The sequence below is a fragment of the Lysinibacillus sp. NPDC093712 genome (assembly GCF_050280025.1).
Lineage (GTDB): Bacteria > Bacillota > Bacilli > Bacillales_A > Planococcaceae > Lysinibacillus.
The window spans coordinates 272,955-287,731 of record NZ_JBNNUU010000002.1; the positions used below are offsets into that span (position 1 = coordinate 272,955).

Annotated in this window: 17 protein-coding genes; 7 read left to right on the forward strand and 10 right to left on the reverse strand. The window is 36.3% G+C overall.

Annotated features, from left to right (window positions below; translation table 11 throughout):
- Window positions 1–19: 19 nt before the first annotated feature.
- The gene (locus ACQKNX_RS08840) at window positions 20–1,183 is read left to right on the forward strand and encodes a PLP-dependent aminotransferase family protein (RefSeq protein ID WP_427428575.1); all 1,164 of its coding nucleotides are present in this window, start codon (window positions 20–22) and stop codon (window positions 1,181–1,183) included.
- Window positions 1,184–1,230: 47 nt separating this feature from the next.
- Here ACQKNX_RS08840 and ACQKNX_RS08845 read toward each other — a convergent pair whose 3' ends face one another.
- On the reverse strand, window positions 1,231–1,791 hold the full coding sequence (locus tag ACQKNX_RS08845) for a helix-turn-helix domain-containing protein (RefSeq protein WP_427428576.1): 561 nt from the start codon (window positions 1,789–1,791) through the stop codon (window positions 1,231–1,233).
- 114 nt (window positions 1,792–1,905) lie between these two features.
- Between ACQKNX_RS08845 and ACQKNX_RS08850 the strand changes: the two genes are divergently transcribed.
- Window positions 1,906–2,499 (forward strand): LysE family translocator, encoded by a 594-nt coding sequence (locus ACQKNX_RS08850; RefSeq protein WP_427428577.1) that lies wholly within the window; start codon window positions 1,906–1,908, stop codon window positions 2,497–2,499.
- Window positions 2,500–2,565: 66 nt separating this feature from the next.
- On the opposite strand, the gene ACQKNX_RS08855 is transcribed toward ACQKNX_RS08850, so the two are convergent.
- From ACQKNX_RS08855 to bioD, 5 genes are all read right to left on the reverse strand, one after another.
- Entirely contained in the window at window positions 2,566–2,688 is a 123-nt protein-coding gene (locus ACQKNX_RS08855; protein ID WP_340823925.1) for a hypothetical protein, read from the reverse strand.
- Window positions 2,689–3,043: 355 nt separating this feature from the next.
- The gene (gene bioB / locus ACQKNX_RS08860) at window positions 3,044–4,039 is read right to left on the reverse strand and encodes a biotin synthase BioB (RefSeq protein ID WP_427428578.1); all 996 of its coding nucleotides are present in this window, start codon (window positions 4,037–4,039) and stop codon (window positions 3,044–3,046) included.
- Window positions 4,036–4,629, reverse strand: coding sequence for a biotin transporter BioY (locus tag ACQKNX_RS08865; protein WP_427428579.1), 594 nt, complete (start codon window positions 4,627–4,629; stop codon window positions 4,036–4,038). Before ACQKNX_RS08865 ends, bioB begins: the two co-directional genes overlap by 4 nt.
- Window positions 4,596–5,999: an adenosylmethionine--8-amino-7-oxononanoate transaminase gene (bioA, locus tag ACQKNX_RS08870; protein ID WP_427428580.1), complete on the reverse strand. Its 1,404-nt coding sequence runs from the start codon at window positions 5,997–5,999 to the stop codon at window positions 4,596–4,598. Before bioA ends, ACQKNX_RS08865 begins: the two co-directional genes overlap by 34 nt.
- Window positions 5,980–6,684, reverse strand: coding sequence for a dethiobiotin synthase (gene bioD / locus ACQKNX_RS08875; RefSeq protein ID WP_427428581.1), 705 nt, complete (start codon window positions 6,682–6,684; stop codon window positions 5,980–5,982). Before bioD ends, bioA begins: the two co-directional genes overlap by 20 nt.
- Before the next feature lie 235 nt (window positions 6,685–6,919).
- On the opposite strand from bioD, the gene ACQKNX_RS08880 reads away from it, so the two are divergent.
- Both ACQKNX_RS08880 and ACQKNX_RS08885 read left to right on the forward strand, forming a co-directional pair.
- Entirely contained in the window at window positions 6,920–7,384 is a 465-nt protein-coding gene (locus tag ACQKNX_RS08880) for a hypothetical protein (protein WP_427428582.1), read from the forward strand.
- A gap of 88 nt (window positions 7,385–7,472) precedes the next feature.
- A complete protein-coding gene (locus ACQKNX_RS08885) occupies window positions 7,473–7,997 on the forward strand; it encodes a hypothetical protein (RefSeq protein WP_427428583.1) in 525 nt (174 codons plus the stop codon).
- A 120-nt stretch (window positions 7,998–8,117) separates the two neighbouring features.
- Here ACQKNX_RS08885 and ACQKNX_RS08890 read toward each other — a convergent pair whose 3' ends face one another.
- Both ACQKNX_RS08890 and ACQKNX_RS08895 read right to left on the reverse strand, forming a co-directional pair.
- The gene (locus ACQKNX_RS08890) at window positions 8,118–9,158 is read right to left on the reverse strand and encodes a beta-carotene 15,15'-monooxygenase (RefSeq protein WP_427428584.1); all 1,041 of its coding nucleotides are present in this window, start codon (window positions 9,156–9,158) and stop codon (window positions 8,118–8,120) included.
- Window positions 9,159–9,312: 154 nt separating this feature from the next.
- A complete protein-coding gene (locus ACQKNX_RS08895) occupies window positions 9,313–10,212 on the reverse strand; it encodes an AraC family transcriptional regulator (protein WP_427428585.1) in 900 nt (299 codons plus the stop codon).
- A 108-nt stretch (window positions 10,213–10,320) separates the two neighbouring features.
- Between ACQKNX_RS08895 and ACQKNX_RS08900 the strand changes: the two genes are divergently transcribed.
- Both ACQKNX_RS08900 and ACQKNX_RS08905 read left to right on the forward strand, forming a co-directional pair.
- The gene (locus ACQKNX_RS08900) at window positions 10,321–11,247 is read left to right on the forward strand and encodes a DMT family transporter (protein WP_427429176.1); all 927 of its coding nucleotides are present in this window, start codon (window positions 10,321–10,323) and stop codon (window positions 11,245–11,247) included.
- Between the two features lie 180 nt (window positions 11,248–11,427).
- Window positions 11,428–12,474: a Cj0069 family protein gene (locus tag ACQKNX_RS08905; protein ID WP_427428586.1), complete on the forward strand. Its 1,047-nt coding sequence runs from the start codon at window positions 11,428–11,430 to the stop codon at window positions 12,472–12,474.
- Between the two features lie 119 nt (window positions 12,475–12,593).
- Here the strand turns inward: ACQKNX_RS08905 and ACQKNX_RS08910 are convergent, their stop codons facing one another.
- Together ACQKNX_RS08910 and ACQKNX_RS08915 are read right to left on the reverse strand one after the other, a co-directional pair.
- Window positions 12,594–13,226 (reverse strand): LysE family transporter, encoded by a 633-nt coding sequence (locus ACQKNX_RS08910; RefSeq protein ID WP_340823910.1) that lies wholly within the window; start codon window positions 13,224–13,226, stop codon window positions 12,594–12,596.
- A 198-nt stretch (window positions 13,227–13,424) separates the two neighbouring features.
- The gene (locus tag ACQKNX_RS08915; RefSeq protein ID WP_427428587.1) at window positions 13,425–14,165 is read right to left on the reverse strand and encodes a tetratricopeptide repeat protein; all 741 of its coding nucleotides are present in this window, start codon (window positions 14,163–14,165) and stop codon (window positions 13,425–13,427) included.
- A gap of 353 nt (window positions 14,166–14,518) precedes the next feature.
- Here ACQKNX_RS08915 and ACQKNX_RS08920 point away from each other — a divergent pair, with 353 nt between their 5' ends.
- Window positions 14,519–14,707, forward strand: a complete 189-nt coding sequence (locus tag ACQKNX_RS08920; protein WP_401010229.1) for a hypothetical protein — start codon at window positions 14,519–14,521, stop codon at window positions 14,705–14,707.
- The last annotated feature ends 70 nt before the right edge of the window (window positions 14,708–14,777 follow it).

The window sequence follows — 14,777 nt, forward strand, 5'->3', positions numbered from 1 at the left end:
AAAAAGGACCGATAAAATTATGCAATATTCTGAAAGAATCTTAAACACCCCATCTTCATTCATCCGTAATATTTTGAAAGTAACGGATGCCGAGGATGTCATTTCCTTTGCAGGAGGGCTTCCAAATCCAATCTCTTTCCCAATCGATGCATTAAAAGCATCTGTAGATCATGCCATCAGTGAAAATGGCAGTCGATTATTCCAATATTCATCTACACAAGGATATGCGCCTCTACGTGAATACATTGCTGCAAAATATCGCCGTGTTCATGGGCTAGATATCCATGCGGATGATATATTAATAACAACTGGTTCACAGCAAGCACTTGAACTCATTGGGAAAGTACTTATTAATAAAGGTGATGGCATTGTGATTGAGGAGCCAGGCTACTTAGGTGCTATTCAAGCCTTCACATTAAGTGAGCCTACTTTTTATGGTGTAACACTTGAAAACGATGGTCTCAACTTAGAAGAGTTAGAGAAAGCTTTACAGCAGCCTAACGTTAAATTCATCTATACTGTTCCAAATTTCCAAAATCCAACGGGACTAACGTATTCAAAGGAAAAACGTCAACAAATTTATGACATCATTTCTAAATATGACATAGCACTAATTGAAGATGATCCGTACGGAGAATTACGCTTCCAAGGTGAGCCATTACCTTATATCGGTGCCGGAAAACTCGAAAATAGTATTTTACTAGGTTCTTTCTCTAAAACAGTTACACCAGGTATGCGCCTTGGCTTTGTCATTACAAAAAACAAAGAGTTAATGAAACATATTGAAACAGCAAAGCAAGCGACTGACTTGCACACAAACATTTTCTCTCAATATGTCATTTATGATTATTTAGCGAATAATGACTATACAGAGCACGTGAAAAAAATTGTCTCATTATATAAAAATCAATCTGATGCAATGCTAGACGCGATGCAAAAATTTTTCCCTGCACATGTTGAATACACAAAACCCGATGGTGGGATGTTCATCTGGGCTACGATGAATAACGGAGCTTCCGCATTAGACGTTTTCAATAAAGCAATGGAACAAAAAGTCGCTTTCGTACCTGGTGACCCATTTTATACATCTAAAACAGGCGTAAACACATTGCGTCTAAACTATACAAATGCTACTCCTGAAATTATCCGTGAAGGGATTAAACGTTTAGGAAGTATTTTATAAAACAAAAAGAACCGTATAAGCGCTCTCGATAAGCACTTATACGGCTTTTATTTTTCATTAGGATAATAAATTGTCATACCTAACTTAGTCAATGTATTACTGGTATTACGATAGAAGTGAGGACGGTCCGCTTTAAATCGGATAGAATCGCCATTTTTTAATATATACTCATTGTCGTTAACCCGAATCATTAATTCGCCTTCAAAAACGGTAATAAACTCTTCTGTTCCTTCTTTATGAGCCTCTGCGCTTAATTTCCCATCTTTATCAATTTCAATCGTATAAATTTCAAATCGACTATCCTCTTGAAATGGAAAATTCGGATATACTCTATATTTTCCATTATCCTCTGACAATACTTGAATATCCTTTTTTAAAACGACTTCAGTATCCGTCTGCGGTTGATGGATTAGGGAAGTAAAAGATACTTTTAGCCCATTTGCAATTTTCCATATTGTTGTAAGCGTCGGACTGGACTCTCCTCTTTCAATTTGTCCAATCATTGTTTTACTAACACCGCATAGCTGAGAAACTTTTTCTAAGCTTAATTTTTCTTTTTCTCGAATTGCTTTTAAATTCCTTGCAAAAATAAGATGAATTTCCTCCATTACGATCACCTCTTATAATATGTACAATATAACGTACATTATGTATAATAAAAAGAACGACGTTATACTGTTTATTTCCGACATTATAACATACAAAATACAAGGAGGACTCAAATGCCTTACATATCTTTTTTAGTATTCGTTGTCATCACTAGCTTTACACCAGGTCCGAACAACATTATGGCCATGGCATTTGCCAATCAATATGGTTTGGGAAAAACGATTCAGTTTTGTCTAGGTGTTGGAATTGGTTTTTGCACAATAACTGCATTAAGCTGTTTTTTTAATATTGTCCTCATCAGCGTCATGCCCATAATTACCCTCCCATTAACCATTTTAGGGGTAGGCTATATGTTCTATTTAGCATATAAAATATTAACTTCTAAAGAGAATGATGAAAATAATCACCATTCTAAGGACAATAGACGTAACTTTTTGCTACTCGGAGCCTTCCTGCAATTTGTTAATCCAAAAGGTATCCTATTTGGCATTACAGTCGTTGCAACCTATATTCTTCCATATTATTCATCGTTTACGAGCTACATTTTTTTCGCCCTATTTTTAGGATTTGTTGGCATTACAAGTACATTTAGCTGGGCACTATGCGGTTCAGCTTTTCGTAAATTGCTCATTAAATATCGTCAACCATTTAACATTTTAATGGCTCTTTTATTACTTTATAGTGCCTTTTCAATACTCGTACACTAATAAAAATAAAGAGACCTCATCGTACGTTATTACGTACAACGAGGTTTCTTTAAACGTATTAAAGTATTATTTTGTATATGTTAAAACGGCATTCTTCTTAAATTTCGCTAACGCTGCTGTTGCCTCGTTTTTGTTTGTATATTCGAAAATACGAATATTTTTATTCTCAAATACTGTTACAACCCACATCCTAATCGCTCCTTTCTATTTTATTTTTGTAATATAACAATCACCGGAAATGTGATAAAAAGAACTAACTGTCTTATAACAACTTCTTGCTGATTCTTATTTTACGCTTTTTTTTAAAAAAATAAAGCTTTATGTGAAGCCCTTCACAAACTGTTCAATTTCAAAACGCTTACATTGAACAATTTGTGAAAACCTTCATATTTTAGGTATAAATGATGAACCATTTACTTGCCTACGATAACTTTACACAAACATTAGAAAAACCGTCTGTACGCCTTTTCCACGATGTACAGACAGTATTCCAATTTCAATCATCATTTAGTAGTAGTAGATTTTATTTTATAAAGATGATGAATTAACAAAGCACTTCTTCTTGCTTTTGTGTAAGTTCTATTTCAAAGCCCAAATCTTCGAGCATGCGATAATCACTATTCACTTCCTGCCCTGCAGTCGTTAAATAATCGCCGACAAAGATACTATTTGCTGCATACATTCCGAATGGCTGAAGAGAGCCTAAATTTACTTCGCGCCCTCCAGAAATGCGAATTTCCTTCGTTGGATTTATATAACGGAATAACGCTAAAACTTTTAAACAATAGCGAGGATTTAACTCCTGTGTTCCTTCTAGCTTCGTACCATCAATCGCATGTAGGAAGTTTACCGGAATCGAATCCGCATCCAATTGGTGCAGGGCACGAGCAATCTCCACGACATCCTCTTTTGTTTCTTTCATCCCAATAATGGCCCCTGAGCATGGAGAAATACCATGTTTTTTCACAACTTCAACCGTATTTACACGATCTTCATACGTGTGTGTAGTCGTAATATAAGAATGATGGCGTGCGGATGTATTTAAATTATGGTTGTATCGATCCACACCCGCTTCTTTTAGTTGTTGTGCCTGCTCTTCTTTCAGTAATCCAAGACATGCACAAACTTTTAAGCCGTATTGTGCTTTAATTTCTTCAACTGCTTCACTCACTACATTGACATCTTTACGAGTCGGTCCACGTCCGCTTGCTACGATGCAGTAGGTACCTATTTTATTTTCAAACGCGCGTTTTGCCCCTGCTAATATTTCCTCTTTTGTAATGAATGGATATTTGTCAATAGGCGCTGTCGACTTAGACGACTGCGAGCAATACCCACAATCTTCTGGACAATAGCCACTCTTTGCATTCATGATCATATTTAACTTTACTTTTTTCCCGTAATAATGCTTACGAATGGCAAAGGCACCATCCATTAGCTTTAAAATGTCATCGTCATCACTATTTAAAATGGCAAGCGCCTCGTCATTACTAATCATTTTGCCCGCAATCACTTCATTTGCTAACTGTAACCAATTCATTGAACATTCTCCTTTTCAACTCGCACAAGTTTTAAAGTTCTAGCGGAACGAAATACTTTATATAATCGTTCTGCTAAAAGGGCAGAGGCAATCGCTAGGCAAAAGTCTGCCACAATACTATTAAGAAAACCTACTAAGAAAACATGAGACCAGCTTGATTTCATGTTTAACCATACATTCAATGCCATATATAAATAAGGCACAGCTACAGCATAAATAATGATAAGCCCTACAATATTTGCACCGATGAAGTGTTTTTTCGTTGGCGCCTCTACTCGATTAATTAGAAAACCAATCACTAATGCTGCAAGTGCGAAGCCTATTAAGTAACCAAAAGTCGGTTGCAATACATATGTAATGCCTCCTCCTTGTGTAAAAACTGGCATGCCTGCTAAACCAATTCCTATGTAAACGAGCTGACTTAAAAATCCATTGCGACCTCCAAGTAAGCAACCTGCCAAAAAAACAAAAACAATTTGTAATGTAAACGGCACTACAGGAAGTGGTATTTTAATAAATGCACCAACAGCTGTTAAAGCAGCAAACATCGCTATCATTACAAGTGAGAGCGTTGATTGTCGTTGAAACATGCATTATTCCCCCGTTCTTCAAAAAATTGAACAATTGTTTCTTTTGTTGTTTGAATCATAAATTGCATTTCTTCGTCCGTTATAATATAAGGTGGCATAAAGTACAAAACATTCCCTAGTGGACGAATAAGTAATCCTTTTGTTAATGCTCTTTTATATATTTGATAGCCAATACGCTCCTCACTCGGTAATGGCTCTTTCATTTCGCGATTCGCCACTAACTCTATTGCCCCGACAAAGCCTACTTGCCGATATTCGCCAACAAAAGGCAAATCACTAAAAGCCTCTACTGCTAGCTTACGCATGCGTTCACCTTTTTCTTGCACAATGTCTATGTAATGCTCTTCTTCAAACATCGACAATACTTCGAGTGCAACACGACAAGCAAGTGTATTCCCCGTATAACTATGTGAATGTAAAAATGCTTTCATCGTCGCATAATCATCATAAAATGCTTGATACACTTCATTTGTTGTTAACACGACAGAAAGCGGTAAATAACCACCTGTTAAGCCCTTTGACAAGCACATAAAATCTGGCGAAATTTCAGCTTGTTCGCAGGCAAAAAGAGTACCTGTTCGACCGAAGCCAACCGCAATTTCATCTGCTATTAGATGGACATCGTATGTTGTACATAACTCCCGTAAACGCCGTAAATAAATAACTGGATACATTTTCATGCCTGCCGCCGCTTGAATAAGCGGCTCAATTATGACCGCTGTAATTTCCTTATGATGCATAATCAGCTCTTCTTCAACGAATTGAATACATTGGGCATCACAACTTTGCGAATTTTTATTGAAAGGGCAACGAAAACAATCTGGTCCCTGTGCTCGCACTGTATCCAATAAAAGTGGTTGATACACCTCATTATAAAGATCGACACCACCGACTGATAAAGCGCCAAGTGTTTCGCCGTGATAAGCATCTGTTAATGCTAGAAATCGCTTTTTCGTCGTTTTTCCTATTTGCATGTGATACTGAAAACTCATTTTTAATGCGATTTCTATAGCGGCTGAGCCATTATCTGCAAAAAATACTTTTTGCAAACTATGTGGCGTTAAAGCTACTAATTTTTGCGCGAGCTTAATCGCTGGAACATGTGAGAAATTTGCAAAGATTACATGCTCCAAAGTAAATGCTTGTTCACTTAAAGCTTGACTAATACGTGGATTGGCATGTCCAAATAAATTCACCCACCAGGAGGAAACAGCATCTAAATAGCGATGATTCTTTTCGTCATACAACCATACACCTTGCCCTTTTTTAATAACAATTGGCGGGAAGTCTTCATAATCCTTCATTTGTGAGCATGGATGCCAGACATGTTGCAAATCGGTTTCTTGTAACTCAGTTAATACTTGTTTCATGTTTTGACAGCCTTTCAAACAATGATGTATCCGTAATAGCTAAGTCAATAATATGCGATATATCTTTTAGCTTCGGTATAGTCGCAAACGGTAATGGGTGAAGCCGTAAAATCGTTTTAATATTGTCTTGCTCCATCCCACTACCCATGTCACCGTTAAATACAATGCCAAACACTTCAATTTTACGTTTACTTAATGCTTCTAACGTTAAAAGCGTGTGATTTATCGTACCGAGTGTTGTGCGAGTAACAACGACGACTGGTAATTTACTTTGCACAATAACATCCAAAAGTGTCGTTTCGCCATAAGAATCTAATGGTACAAAAAGCCCTCCTGCCCCTTCACAAATAACAGCATCCCATTTTTGTTGCAATAGCTGCATTTGACTCAATAATCGCTGTGTATTTATTTGTTGCCCCTCCAGCTGAGCCGCAAAATGTGGTGAAGCCGCTTCTTTGAACGAATAGCCATTTAAATTTTCTCGGTCAAGCAATTGTAAAGAATATTTTTCATACATAGCCGTATCGTAGTAATAGGATTGCTCACCGTCATGTACTTCACCAGTTTGTACCGGTTTATAAGGCGTCACGTGTAAGCCCTGTTTTTGCAAATTTCGCATTAATAATGTGGTAACAAATGTTTTACCAACATCCGTATCTGTGCCAACAACCCAAAAATGTTGCATCTTAACCTCCCCTTCTTTTGTGTTAACCAATAATAAATATTAAGTTAACACATATATTTTCATTTTGTAAATGCTCTTTTTTATTTTTTTACGAAAAATCATGCTTTGTTAATAGCAATTAAGGAGCGTTCTAATAGCGATTTGAATGGGTTTATCAGCGATTCGTCAATTACTCAAAAATTAAAAAGGATTTTAATACTATTCTGTAGTATTAAACAAGACAGGGGGTGGCAAAATGTTTGGATTATTTAAAGAATCTGAGAAAATCATTGAACCATATGAACAAGTGAGCAGTATTTTAAATTCAATGCTTACTTATGAAATAAGGGATTTACCGCTGCGTTATGAATTTTGGTACCGCTTGGCCATACGTCAGGAAGAATATCGTACATTACAAGCTGAGCATCGTGCAAAAATCTCTATGCATACAGCAGTAGGTCGTTTTCATCAAGTCCAATATGAGGCGACAAAACAAAAGTGTGCTAAGCTCGAACGGCTAGCGGATATTTATAAGATTTTTTGTATCGAAGAAGAACGACTAGCATTAAATCATCGCCTACATTTTCACAAGGAAACAATTGCTGAGATTTATGGACACGTACAAAATAAAGAGCTATATACATATAATGATTTAGTACAGCAACAATTTTGGGAGGCTGTTAGCGAGGACATACTTAAAGCAATTGCCCATCTAGATTAATACTAGATGGGCAATTTACTTATGTATTACATTGAAACATATGGTAAATTTAATTAAATACAACTGCATCAAATAAGGAGAATATTTTATGATTGCTTGGATTATTACAGCAGAAATAGCCTTTTGGATTGTCATCTTAATAGGACTGGTTTGTAGATACCGTTTTAAAAAGCCTAAACTTAGCATTATCTTTTTTGCTCTTACACCTGTTATTGACCTACTATTAGTATTACTAACTGCCATGGACTTGCGAGCCGGTACACCGGCATCCATTTCTCACGGTATCGCTGCTGTTTATATAGGTGTCTCAATAGCATATGGTAAAACAATGATTACTTGGGCAGATGAAAAGTTTCAACAGTGGTTTTTAAAACTGCCCATTGAAAAGAAACGATTAACTGGACTAGCAAAAGGTATTCATGAAATAAAAATGCTTGGTCTACATGTCATTGCCTACGTAATTAGTGCTAGTTTATTATATGCTATGATCGTATTTATCGGTCAACTTACTGATACATCTTCCCTTTTACAAGTAATGAAAGTTTGGGGCATCATTTTAATAATTGATGCTATTATTAGCTTTTCGTATATAATTTTCCCTAATAAAAAGTAATAACATAATGAACATTGATAAAACAGAAAATGAGCAATTTTTTACAGACATACAATTTCCTTTAAGCGTATTCAAAAAAAAGCCTCGCACAAATGTATGCGAGGCGCTTGCTGGTCAACATCATCCTTCATTATTTTCCATTCCCTGCTGTAGGAGTTCTTTTAATTCATGTACTTGATCGGCTTTAATCGCCACGTTGTTATAACTTTTTTTAAATCCTAACATAAACGTTACTTCCACAGGTTCTTTCATCCTCAGCATGACTTGTGGATATGCTTCTCCAAAATCACGTGCGATAAAATCAATAGTATCCTTCGATAATTTTTCTTTTAACAGTTCTGGGTCTTCTTCTATTTTTTCGATATTAGCAAAGCAAATAGTCGCTCGTTTCATTAAACCTAAAGATACATAAAGGGAGTCATTTGTTGCATAGATAGGATTTAGGCGAACTGCCTGCATATCTGCAATGAAAAATAGGACCGAGTATACATTAAGTATTAACAATAGAATAGATAATATTATTGATTTGTCATGAAGCCACCAATGTATACCGATTGTTTCTATGACTATTGCATGAATCATCATCATGTGAAAGGCAATATAGCTGGAGTTTTTATGCAAAGATAATCCGCCGCGTTCTCTCCTCTTCCAACTTGCAAACCCGTAATAAAGAACGAGTAAATCTGTACAGAGCAATTGAATAATAGAGTACTTAGGTGCATGTTTTTCAACAGCTTCCGGAAAAGAGAAAATATCTGGTAGTGCGCTTACCCGTACATCTCTTAAAATTTTAGGCATATAGTAGACAAGCGTTGTAACAAATACAACCTCAATAACGATGAGTGCCCCCTCAACCGCAAATCCAGCCCATGTTACTGCAACAAACGGCTGCAAATGATCTATTGGAATAATAAACCGTGCAGCAATACAGCCTGAAGCGGATAAAACAATCGCTTGCTTGACAGAAAACTTTCGTTTATAAAGCATAAATAACACCGGTATAACAATTATAAAATCGAGTAATGAACCGACTACAACGCCTGCTGTTTCGGCTGGTAAAATCGACAAACCAAGTCCTGTGTTATAAAGCGAGTAGTTGCTAATGAATACAACTACTAAAAACACAAGCCAAATATTTTGCTTCTTTTTTAAGGCTATCATGTCGTATCTCTCCTTTTAGATTACCATCGCTTCTAATTCTACTTTTAACTATATAAATAACTTTAAAACATTTGGTATAATTTGCAAACCCTTTCACATAACAAACTACATATAATTCGCAAACTTGGCATTGATTGTTCACTGATTTGTCCAGTCATTCCACAGTAGGTTGTTTTGCTAGAAATTTTTTACGATACACATGTGGTGAATAGCCCGTATACTCCTTAAACCGTTCAATATAGTAGCTCACCGTACTAAAGCCGGTTATTGACGCAATAAAAGTGATGGAATGCTCACTATCTCGCAAAAGTTCTATACTCTTTCGTAAACGATAATGTAAAAGATACGTAAAAGGTGTGATGCCAACAATTTTTTTAAAGAAACGACTACATTCTGCCCTGCTTATAAAAACATGTGCAGCTAACATTTCTAGCGTTATTTTTTCTTGATAATGGCAATGGATAAAATCAAGCATTTCTTTTGCACGCTCGTGTTGAACAATTATAGATGACTGCATTGTTTCCACTGTAAGTTTTGATTGTATTAATATCGATTCCCATATCAATAATAATGTTCTCCACACCTGAATTTCAAAATAGGCATTTCGGTCTTTTAATAGTTGAGCCGTTCTTTCAACAGCCTGCGCAAGCTCTCCAGAAAGTTTCACAAATGGCAGTCTATTATTTTCTACATATGGACTCACATATTTAGCTGTTAATATACTCCCTTCATGGCCTCCCAATAATTTAGGGTCGACATTAATACAAAAGAGCTTCGACTGTTCAACGTTATAAGGCTGCGCTTCATGCAAACATGCTGCGTTGACAAACAAGCCATCTCCCTCCTCAAGTACTAATACATCAGCACCTACACGATATTTGACACGCCCACTTACTACATAGACAAATTGAATTTCCTTATGCCAATGTAATGGTAAAAAATCACGCCGATCTAACCGCAAATACGTTTCATATAATGCGACTGGAAATGCATTCGAGCCATGTAACGTTAATTCCTGTAAATCCTTCGCTACTTTAATGTGCGTTAGTGCCATTGAAATCACCTCAATATATTGATATTTTTAACCATATAATTCGATATTTCACCATGTAATAAGTGTTTATAATAACTTTATATTGATAGTTTAGGAGATGCTATAGTGATGAATCAACAAAATAAAAAAAAACATATCTTTGGTTTTATTCTTGTCATTCTCGGTGCAAGCTTTTGGGGAATTGGTGGAACAGTCGCCCAAAAACTTTTCCAACAAGAACAAATTGAGGTTGGTTGGCTCGTTTCGAGTAGACTTCTGCTAGCAGGTATCCTGTTAATTGCCATATACAAGATTACACATCGCCAACAATCCATCTTTGTCATGTGGCGGACAAAGAAAGATGCTTTTAGACAAATTCTGTTTAGTTTACTCGGCATGCTTGCTGTACAATACACTTACATGATGTCGATTGCTATCGGCAATTCTGCTGTAGCGACTTTACTGCAATATTTAGCCCCTCTTTTCATCATCGCTTTTTATATCATACAAAGACATAGCAAATTAACGAAGCAGGATGGAATTGCAGTAACACTTACACTTACAGGTACTACTTTATTGCTGACAAATGGCTCTTTTTCCACACTTTCCGTTCCAATGATGAGCGTAATTTGGGGTGTGTTATCGGGGCTTTCAGTCGCTTTTTATACTTTGTATGCTGTGCCACTTTTACAGCAATTTCATTCTTTACTTGTGGTCGGTTGGGCAATGTTAATTGGAGGTTCAGTAATGAGCATTTTTTATCAGCCTTGGCATATCGATCTATCCACGTGGACCATTGCAACGAGCGCTTACTTTTTCTTTATCATTATTTTTGGGACAATGCTTGCCTTCTGGTTCTATATTGCCAGCTTGCATTATTTATCTCCAAAAGAAACAAGTTTACTTGGTAGCCTGGAACCCTTAACGGCCGTTTTAACAAGTGTGCTTTGGCTACAAATTCCCTTTGGGAGCTTCCAAATGCTTGGTACTTTACTTATTCTATGCATGATTTTATATCTTACTGTATTTCAGAAAAAACAACTTAATTTGGGATAAAAAACCAATTAGTTAGTAGATTACTTTAAAATTAGATAATTCCAAAAATTATTAGTCACAAACTACTAGATTGAAAATTTCAACTACGAATTTATATATAAATTTTACATATTTCATATATCTTTTCTCCTTGTTTGTCCAGTATACTAAAAAATATCATGAAAATAAGGAGGTATGTATATGAATAGAAAAGTAATTTTCTTCGAAGTACACGGAGGCACTGATAAGGGACCCGATGGCTTCAGACAAGATACGATGCCGATGGTAAATGCACTTAAACAACGTGGGCAAGATGCGGAAGTAGTGTTCTTTGATATAACAAAAAAAGACGAAATTTTTGAGTACGTCAAAGAACATGGCATTGCCTATGTATCCCGTATTAACCCTGGTAATCTAGAACACGAGGAAGAATATTTTGAGATGCTTCGTGATTTATGTGCAACTGGTGTCATTGGCATGCCACATCCTGATGCAATGATTGGCTACGGTTCGAAAGATGTATTATCGAAATTAGTCTCTACAAATTTAGTACCCGATGATACATTTGCTTATTACACAATTGACGCATTTAAGGCACAATTCCCTACCTCCCTTGCGATCACTGAGCGTGTATTAAAGCAAAACAGAGGCTCAACTGGCGAAGGTATATGGCGAGTAAAGTTAGTTGAACCGCTTGCTGCTGGTACGACAGAAGTACCACTTGATGCCAAAATTAAATGTACCGAGGCAAGAGATAATCATGTTGAATTTTGGAAGCTTGGCGAATTCATGACATTTTGCGAGCAGTACATCACTGGCACAAATGGAATGCTAATTGATATGCGTTTCCTTCCACGTATTACTGAAGGTGAAATCCGCTTATTTATGTTGCGTGACAAACCAGTTCACGTGGTACATAAAAAACCAGCTGATAGTGAAGATGCCTTTAGTGCAACACTTTTCTCTGGTGCTCAATATCGCTACGACAAACCAGAGGATTGGGAAGAACTTGTACAAAACTTTTTAACACAACTACCTCTTGTCACTAACTTATTAGGCAATTACGACCTACCACTTATTTGGACAGCTGATTTCATGCTTGATACAAGTGAAACAGGTGAAGATTGTTACATTTTAGGGGAAATGAATTGTTCATGTGTAGGCTTTACTTCTGAACTAACTTTGGCCCATCAAGTAGCAGAAGAAATATTAGCTTGTATTCATGAACATCGTGAAATAACTGCATAACTATTAAGACTATAGACGATTTGTTTATAGTCTTTTTTATTCTTAAGATAGTGTTTTGTTGCAACATAAAAGGCATTGAGAAACCCCCTTCTCAATGCCTTTTGTCGATGCTTATCTTTTTATCTGTACATTTTAATTCCTTGAATAAACTCATAAATGAAATAACCTGCGAAACCAATTAATAAGACTCCTGATATCATTGTAAGTGTTTTAATCATCTTACGACTCATCGCCTTACGTGTAACCGAAACAATTGTCATTAAACCTATGTCGTGCAGTAAAATACCACTAAGTATTCCAGCAGCTATTACTAGGAAGCTTGCCGATTCACCTTGATTATACGATTTTGCTAAAACTACACCGAATACATTTACCCAAAAAACGAGGTTTCCTGGCGAAATGGCCACTAGAAGCCCATTTAGATACGATGCGAAAAATGATTTTGTCACCTTTTCACCCGCAAGCGTAATATCCTTGTCGGCATTTTTAATAGAATCTAGCCCAAGTAAAAACAAAAAACCGGCTCCAATAATCCACATTGGCAGTTGAATTATCGGCATGGCTAATATAGAAGCAAGTCCCATATAAAGGGCAAAAACTAATACTACATCTACCGTCATACCACCAAGCCCTACCGCCCAGCCATGTATAAAGCCATTTTTTAACCCCTGCTTTGTCATTTCGACAGTAATGGCTCCAACAGGCATTGCAATAGCCAGTCCAACTAATACATACGCAACATATAAACTCAAACAAACACTTCTTTCATGCTATAAAATAAGCTTCTTACGTCCGTTTATATAAATATTCTAGCATAAAAATACAGAAATAGCTTATTTTTTTATATTTATTCATTACTTCGTGCCAGTCACTCAAACAATTTATAAATATACATAGCGTGCTTTGCATAAAAATTGAAGTGGTTTTTATCGTGTAGAATTATTTCCTGCTTACAACATCTGTTTCTTCCATTGAGCTAGAAGATCCTTAGACTTAGCAATTTCAATCTTTAACTCAACTTGCTTAGCAGAGCAACGTTTTTGCGCTTTTTGCCAAGCTTCCTCCAATGCAGGTATGTAGCTTAAATTTTTTGTGGATGCCACTAGCTGGAAAAAGATATTTCCTTGAATATAGTACCAACGAGGATTCATACTATCTAGCTGAATCGCCTCTTCAATGAGACGAAGTGCCAAATATGGGCTCGCTTCCAGACGGTTAATAAATTGTGCAAATGCTCCCCAGTAAAGTGCTAGATTGGGCTGTAGTTTAATAGCCTCCGCATATTGCACCATCGCTTTATCAGGATCTTCTGCAAGTACAAAATATTCAGCCATTGTATAGTATGCATTCGCCTGTGCTTCAATAGACCCCGCTAATAGTTCATCAACTACTTTGCCAAATTGCTCATCGTCCTGACTTCCTATATATGCGGCGAGGACATCACGCTCAGGATACGATCCATCAACACGTTCAACACTTTGCTTCATTTTTTCTGCCTTAGGAGTTGGCATATTGCCATATCCGTTTGCCTCTAAAAGTGCCACATGCTGTTGAATAGTTGGAAACGAAGCATCTGCTTCAAATGATTCATCCACTAATAATGCTTTAGCCAAATTATAGCTTTCTTTTACTTGACCATTTACAAATAATTCATTTACTTGTTGTACTTGTTCATTAAATTGTTTTATCACTATATAATCCTCACCTTCACAAAAAGAAAAGTCTTATAGGTAGTTTACCATCTTTAGAGAGAAAAACAGTAATTATCATGAAAACCAATGCATGAATAACCCGTTTTTTTAATATACATATTGTCACCCTATTGTTACTGCTCAAAAACATTCAGTTTCCGACATGCTAATTATTGAAACAAAATAATTAGCAAATTGGCTAGTTTGGGAGTAAATACGATCGTCTAATTTTTATTTCTAGTTTTTCATCATGATAATAGTTATTATTTGGATATTTTTCTGAATTATGAGATAATTGAAGTAAAATTTCTTTATCTTTGGGGCTAGTAAATTTCATTTTAGGAGGGCTTGCTATGAATCGACGTTTTCATCTGTTATTACTAATAATGGGCAATTTACTTATACTAGGAGCCATTTTCATTTATGCTTTGCAAAGTCAAGTGCAAGTGGCCTTCAGCACCTATGGCCTCGTGATGGGATTATTAAGTACGCTACTGATCATTATTTTTTACTTATGGGGGGACGTAGAGCGTCAAGTTTAAGTGCCAGTCACTCACACAATTCTCAAACAATTTATAAATATCCAAGTAAGAATCCACTAAGACCTAGCGA

Bases quoted from the DNA above. Each gene is read 5' to 3' on its own strand.
- ACQKNX_RS08840 (WP_427428575.1), top strand. From the start codon at position 20: ATGCAATATTCTGAAAGAATCTTAAACACCCCATCTTCATTCATCCGT.
- ACQKNX_RS08845 (WP_427428576.1), bottom strand. From the start codon at position 1,791: ATGGAGGAAATTCATCTTATTTTTGCAAGGAATTTAAAAGCAATTCGA.
- ACQKNX_RS08850 (WP_427428577.1), top strand. From the start codon at position 1,906: ATGCCTTACATATCTTTTTTAGTATTCGTTGTCATCACTAGCTTTACA.
- ACQKNX_RS08855 (WP_340823925.1), bottom strand. From the start codon at position 2,688: ATGTGGGTTGTAACAGTATTTGAGAATAAAAATATTCGTATTTTCGAA.
- bioB (WP_427428578.1), bottom strand. From the start codon at position 4,039: ATGAATTGGTTACAGTTAGCAAATGAAGTGATTGCGGGCAAAATGATT.
- ACQKNX_RS08865 (WP_427428579.1), bottom strand. From the start codon at position 4,629: ATGTTTCAACGACAATCAACGCTCTCACTTGTAATGATAGCGATGTTT.
- bioA (WP_427428580.1), bottom strand. From the start codon at position 5,999: ATGAAACAAGTATTAACTGAGTTACAAGAAACCGATTTGCAACATGTC.
- bioD (WP_427428581.1), bottom strand. From the start codon at position 6,684: ATGCAACATTTTTGGGTTGTTGGCACAGATACGGATGTTGGTAAAACA.
- ACQKNX_RS08880 (WP_427428582.1), top strand. From the start codon at position 6,920: ATGTTTGGATTATTTAAAGAATCTGAGAAAATCATTGAACCATATGAA.
- ACQKNX_RS08885 (WP_427428583.1), top strand. From the start codon at position 7,473: ATGATTGCTTGGATTATTACAGCAGAAATAGCCTTTTGGATTGTCATC.
- ACQKNX_RS08890 (WP_427428584.1), bottom strand. From the start codon at position 9,158: ATGATAGCCTTAAAAAAGAAGCAAAATATTTGGCTTGTGTTTTTAGTA.
- ACQKNX_RS08895 (WP_427428585.1), bottom strand. From the start codon at position 10,212: ATGGCACTAACGCACATTAAAGTAGCGAAGGATTTACAGGAATTAACG.
- ACQKNX_RS08900 (WP_427429176.1), top strand. From the start codon at position 10,321: ATGAATCAACAAAATAAAAAAAAACATATCTTTGGTTTTATTCTTGTC.
- ACQKNX_RS08905 (WP_427428586.1), top strand. From the start codon at position 11,428: ATGAATAGAAAAGTAATTTTCTTCGAAGTACACGGAGGCACTGATAAG.
- ACQKNX_RS08920 (WP_401010229.1), top strand. From the start codon at position 14,519: ATGAATCGACGTTTTCATCTGTTATTACTAATAATGGGCAATTTACTT.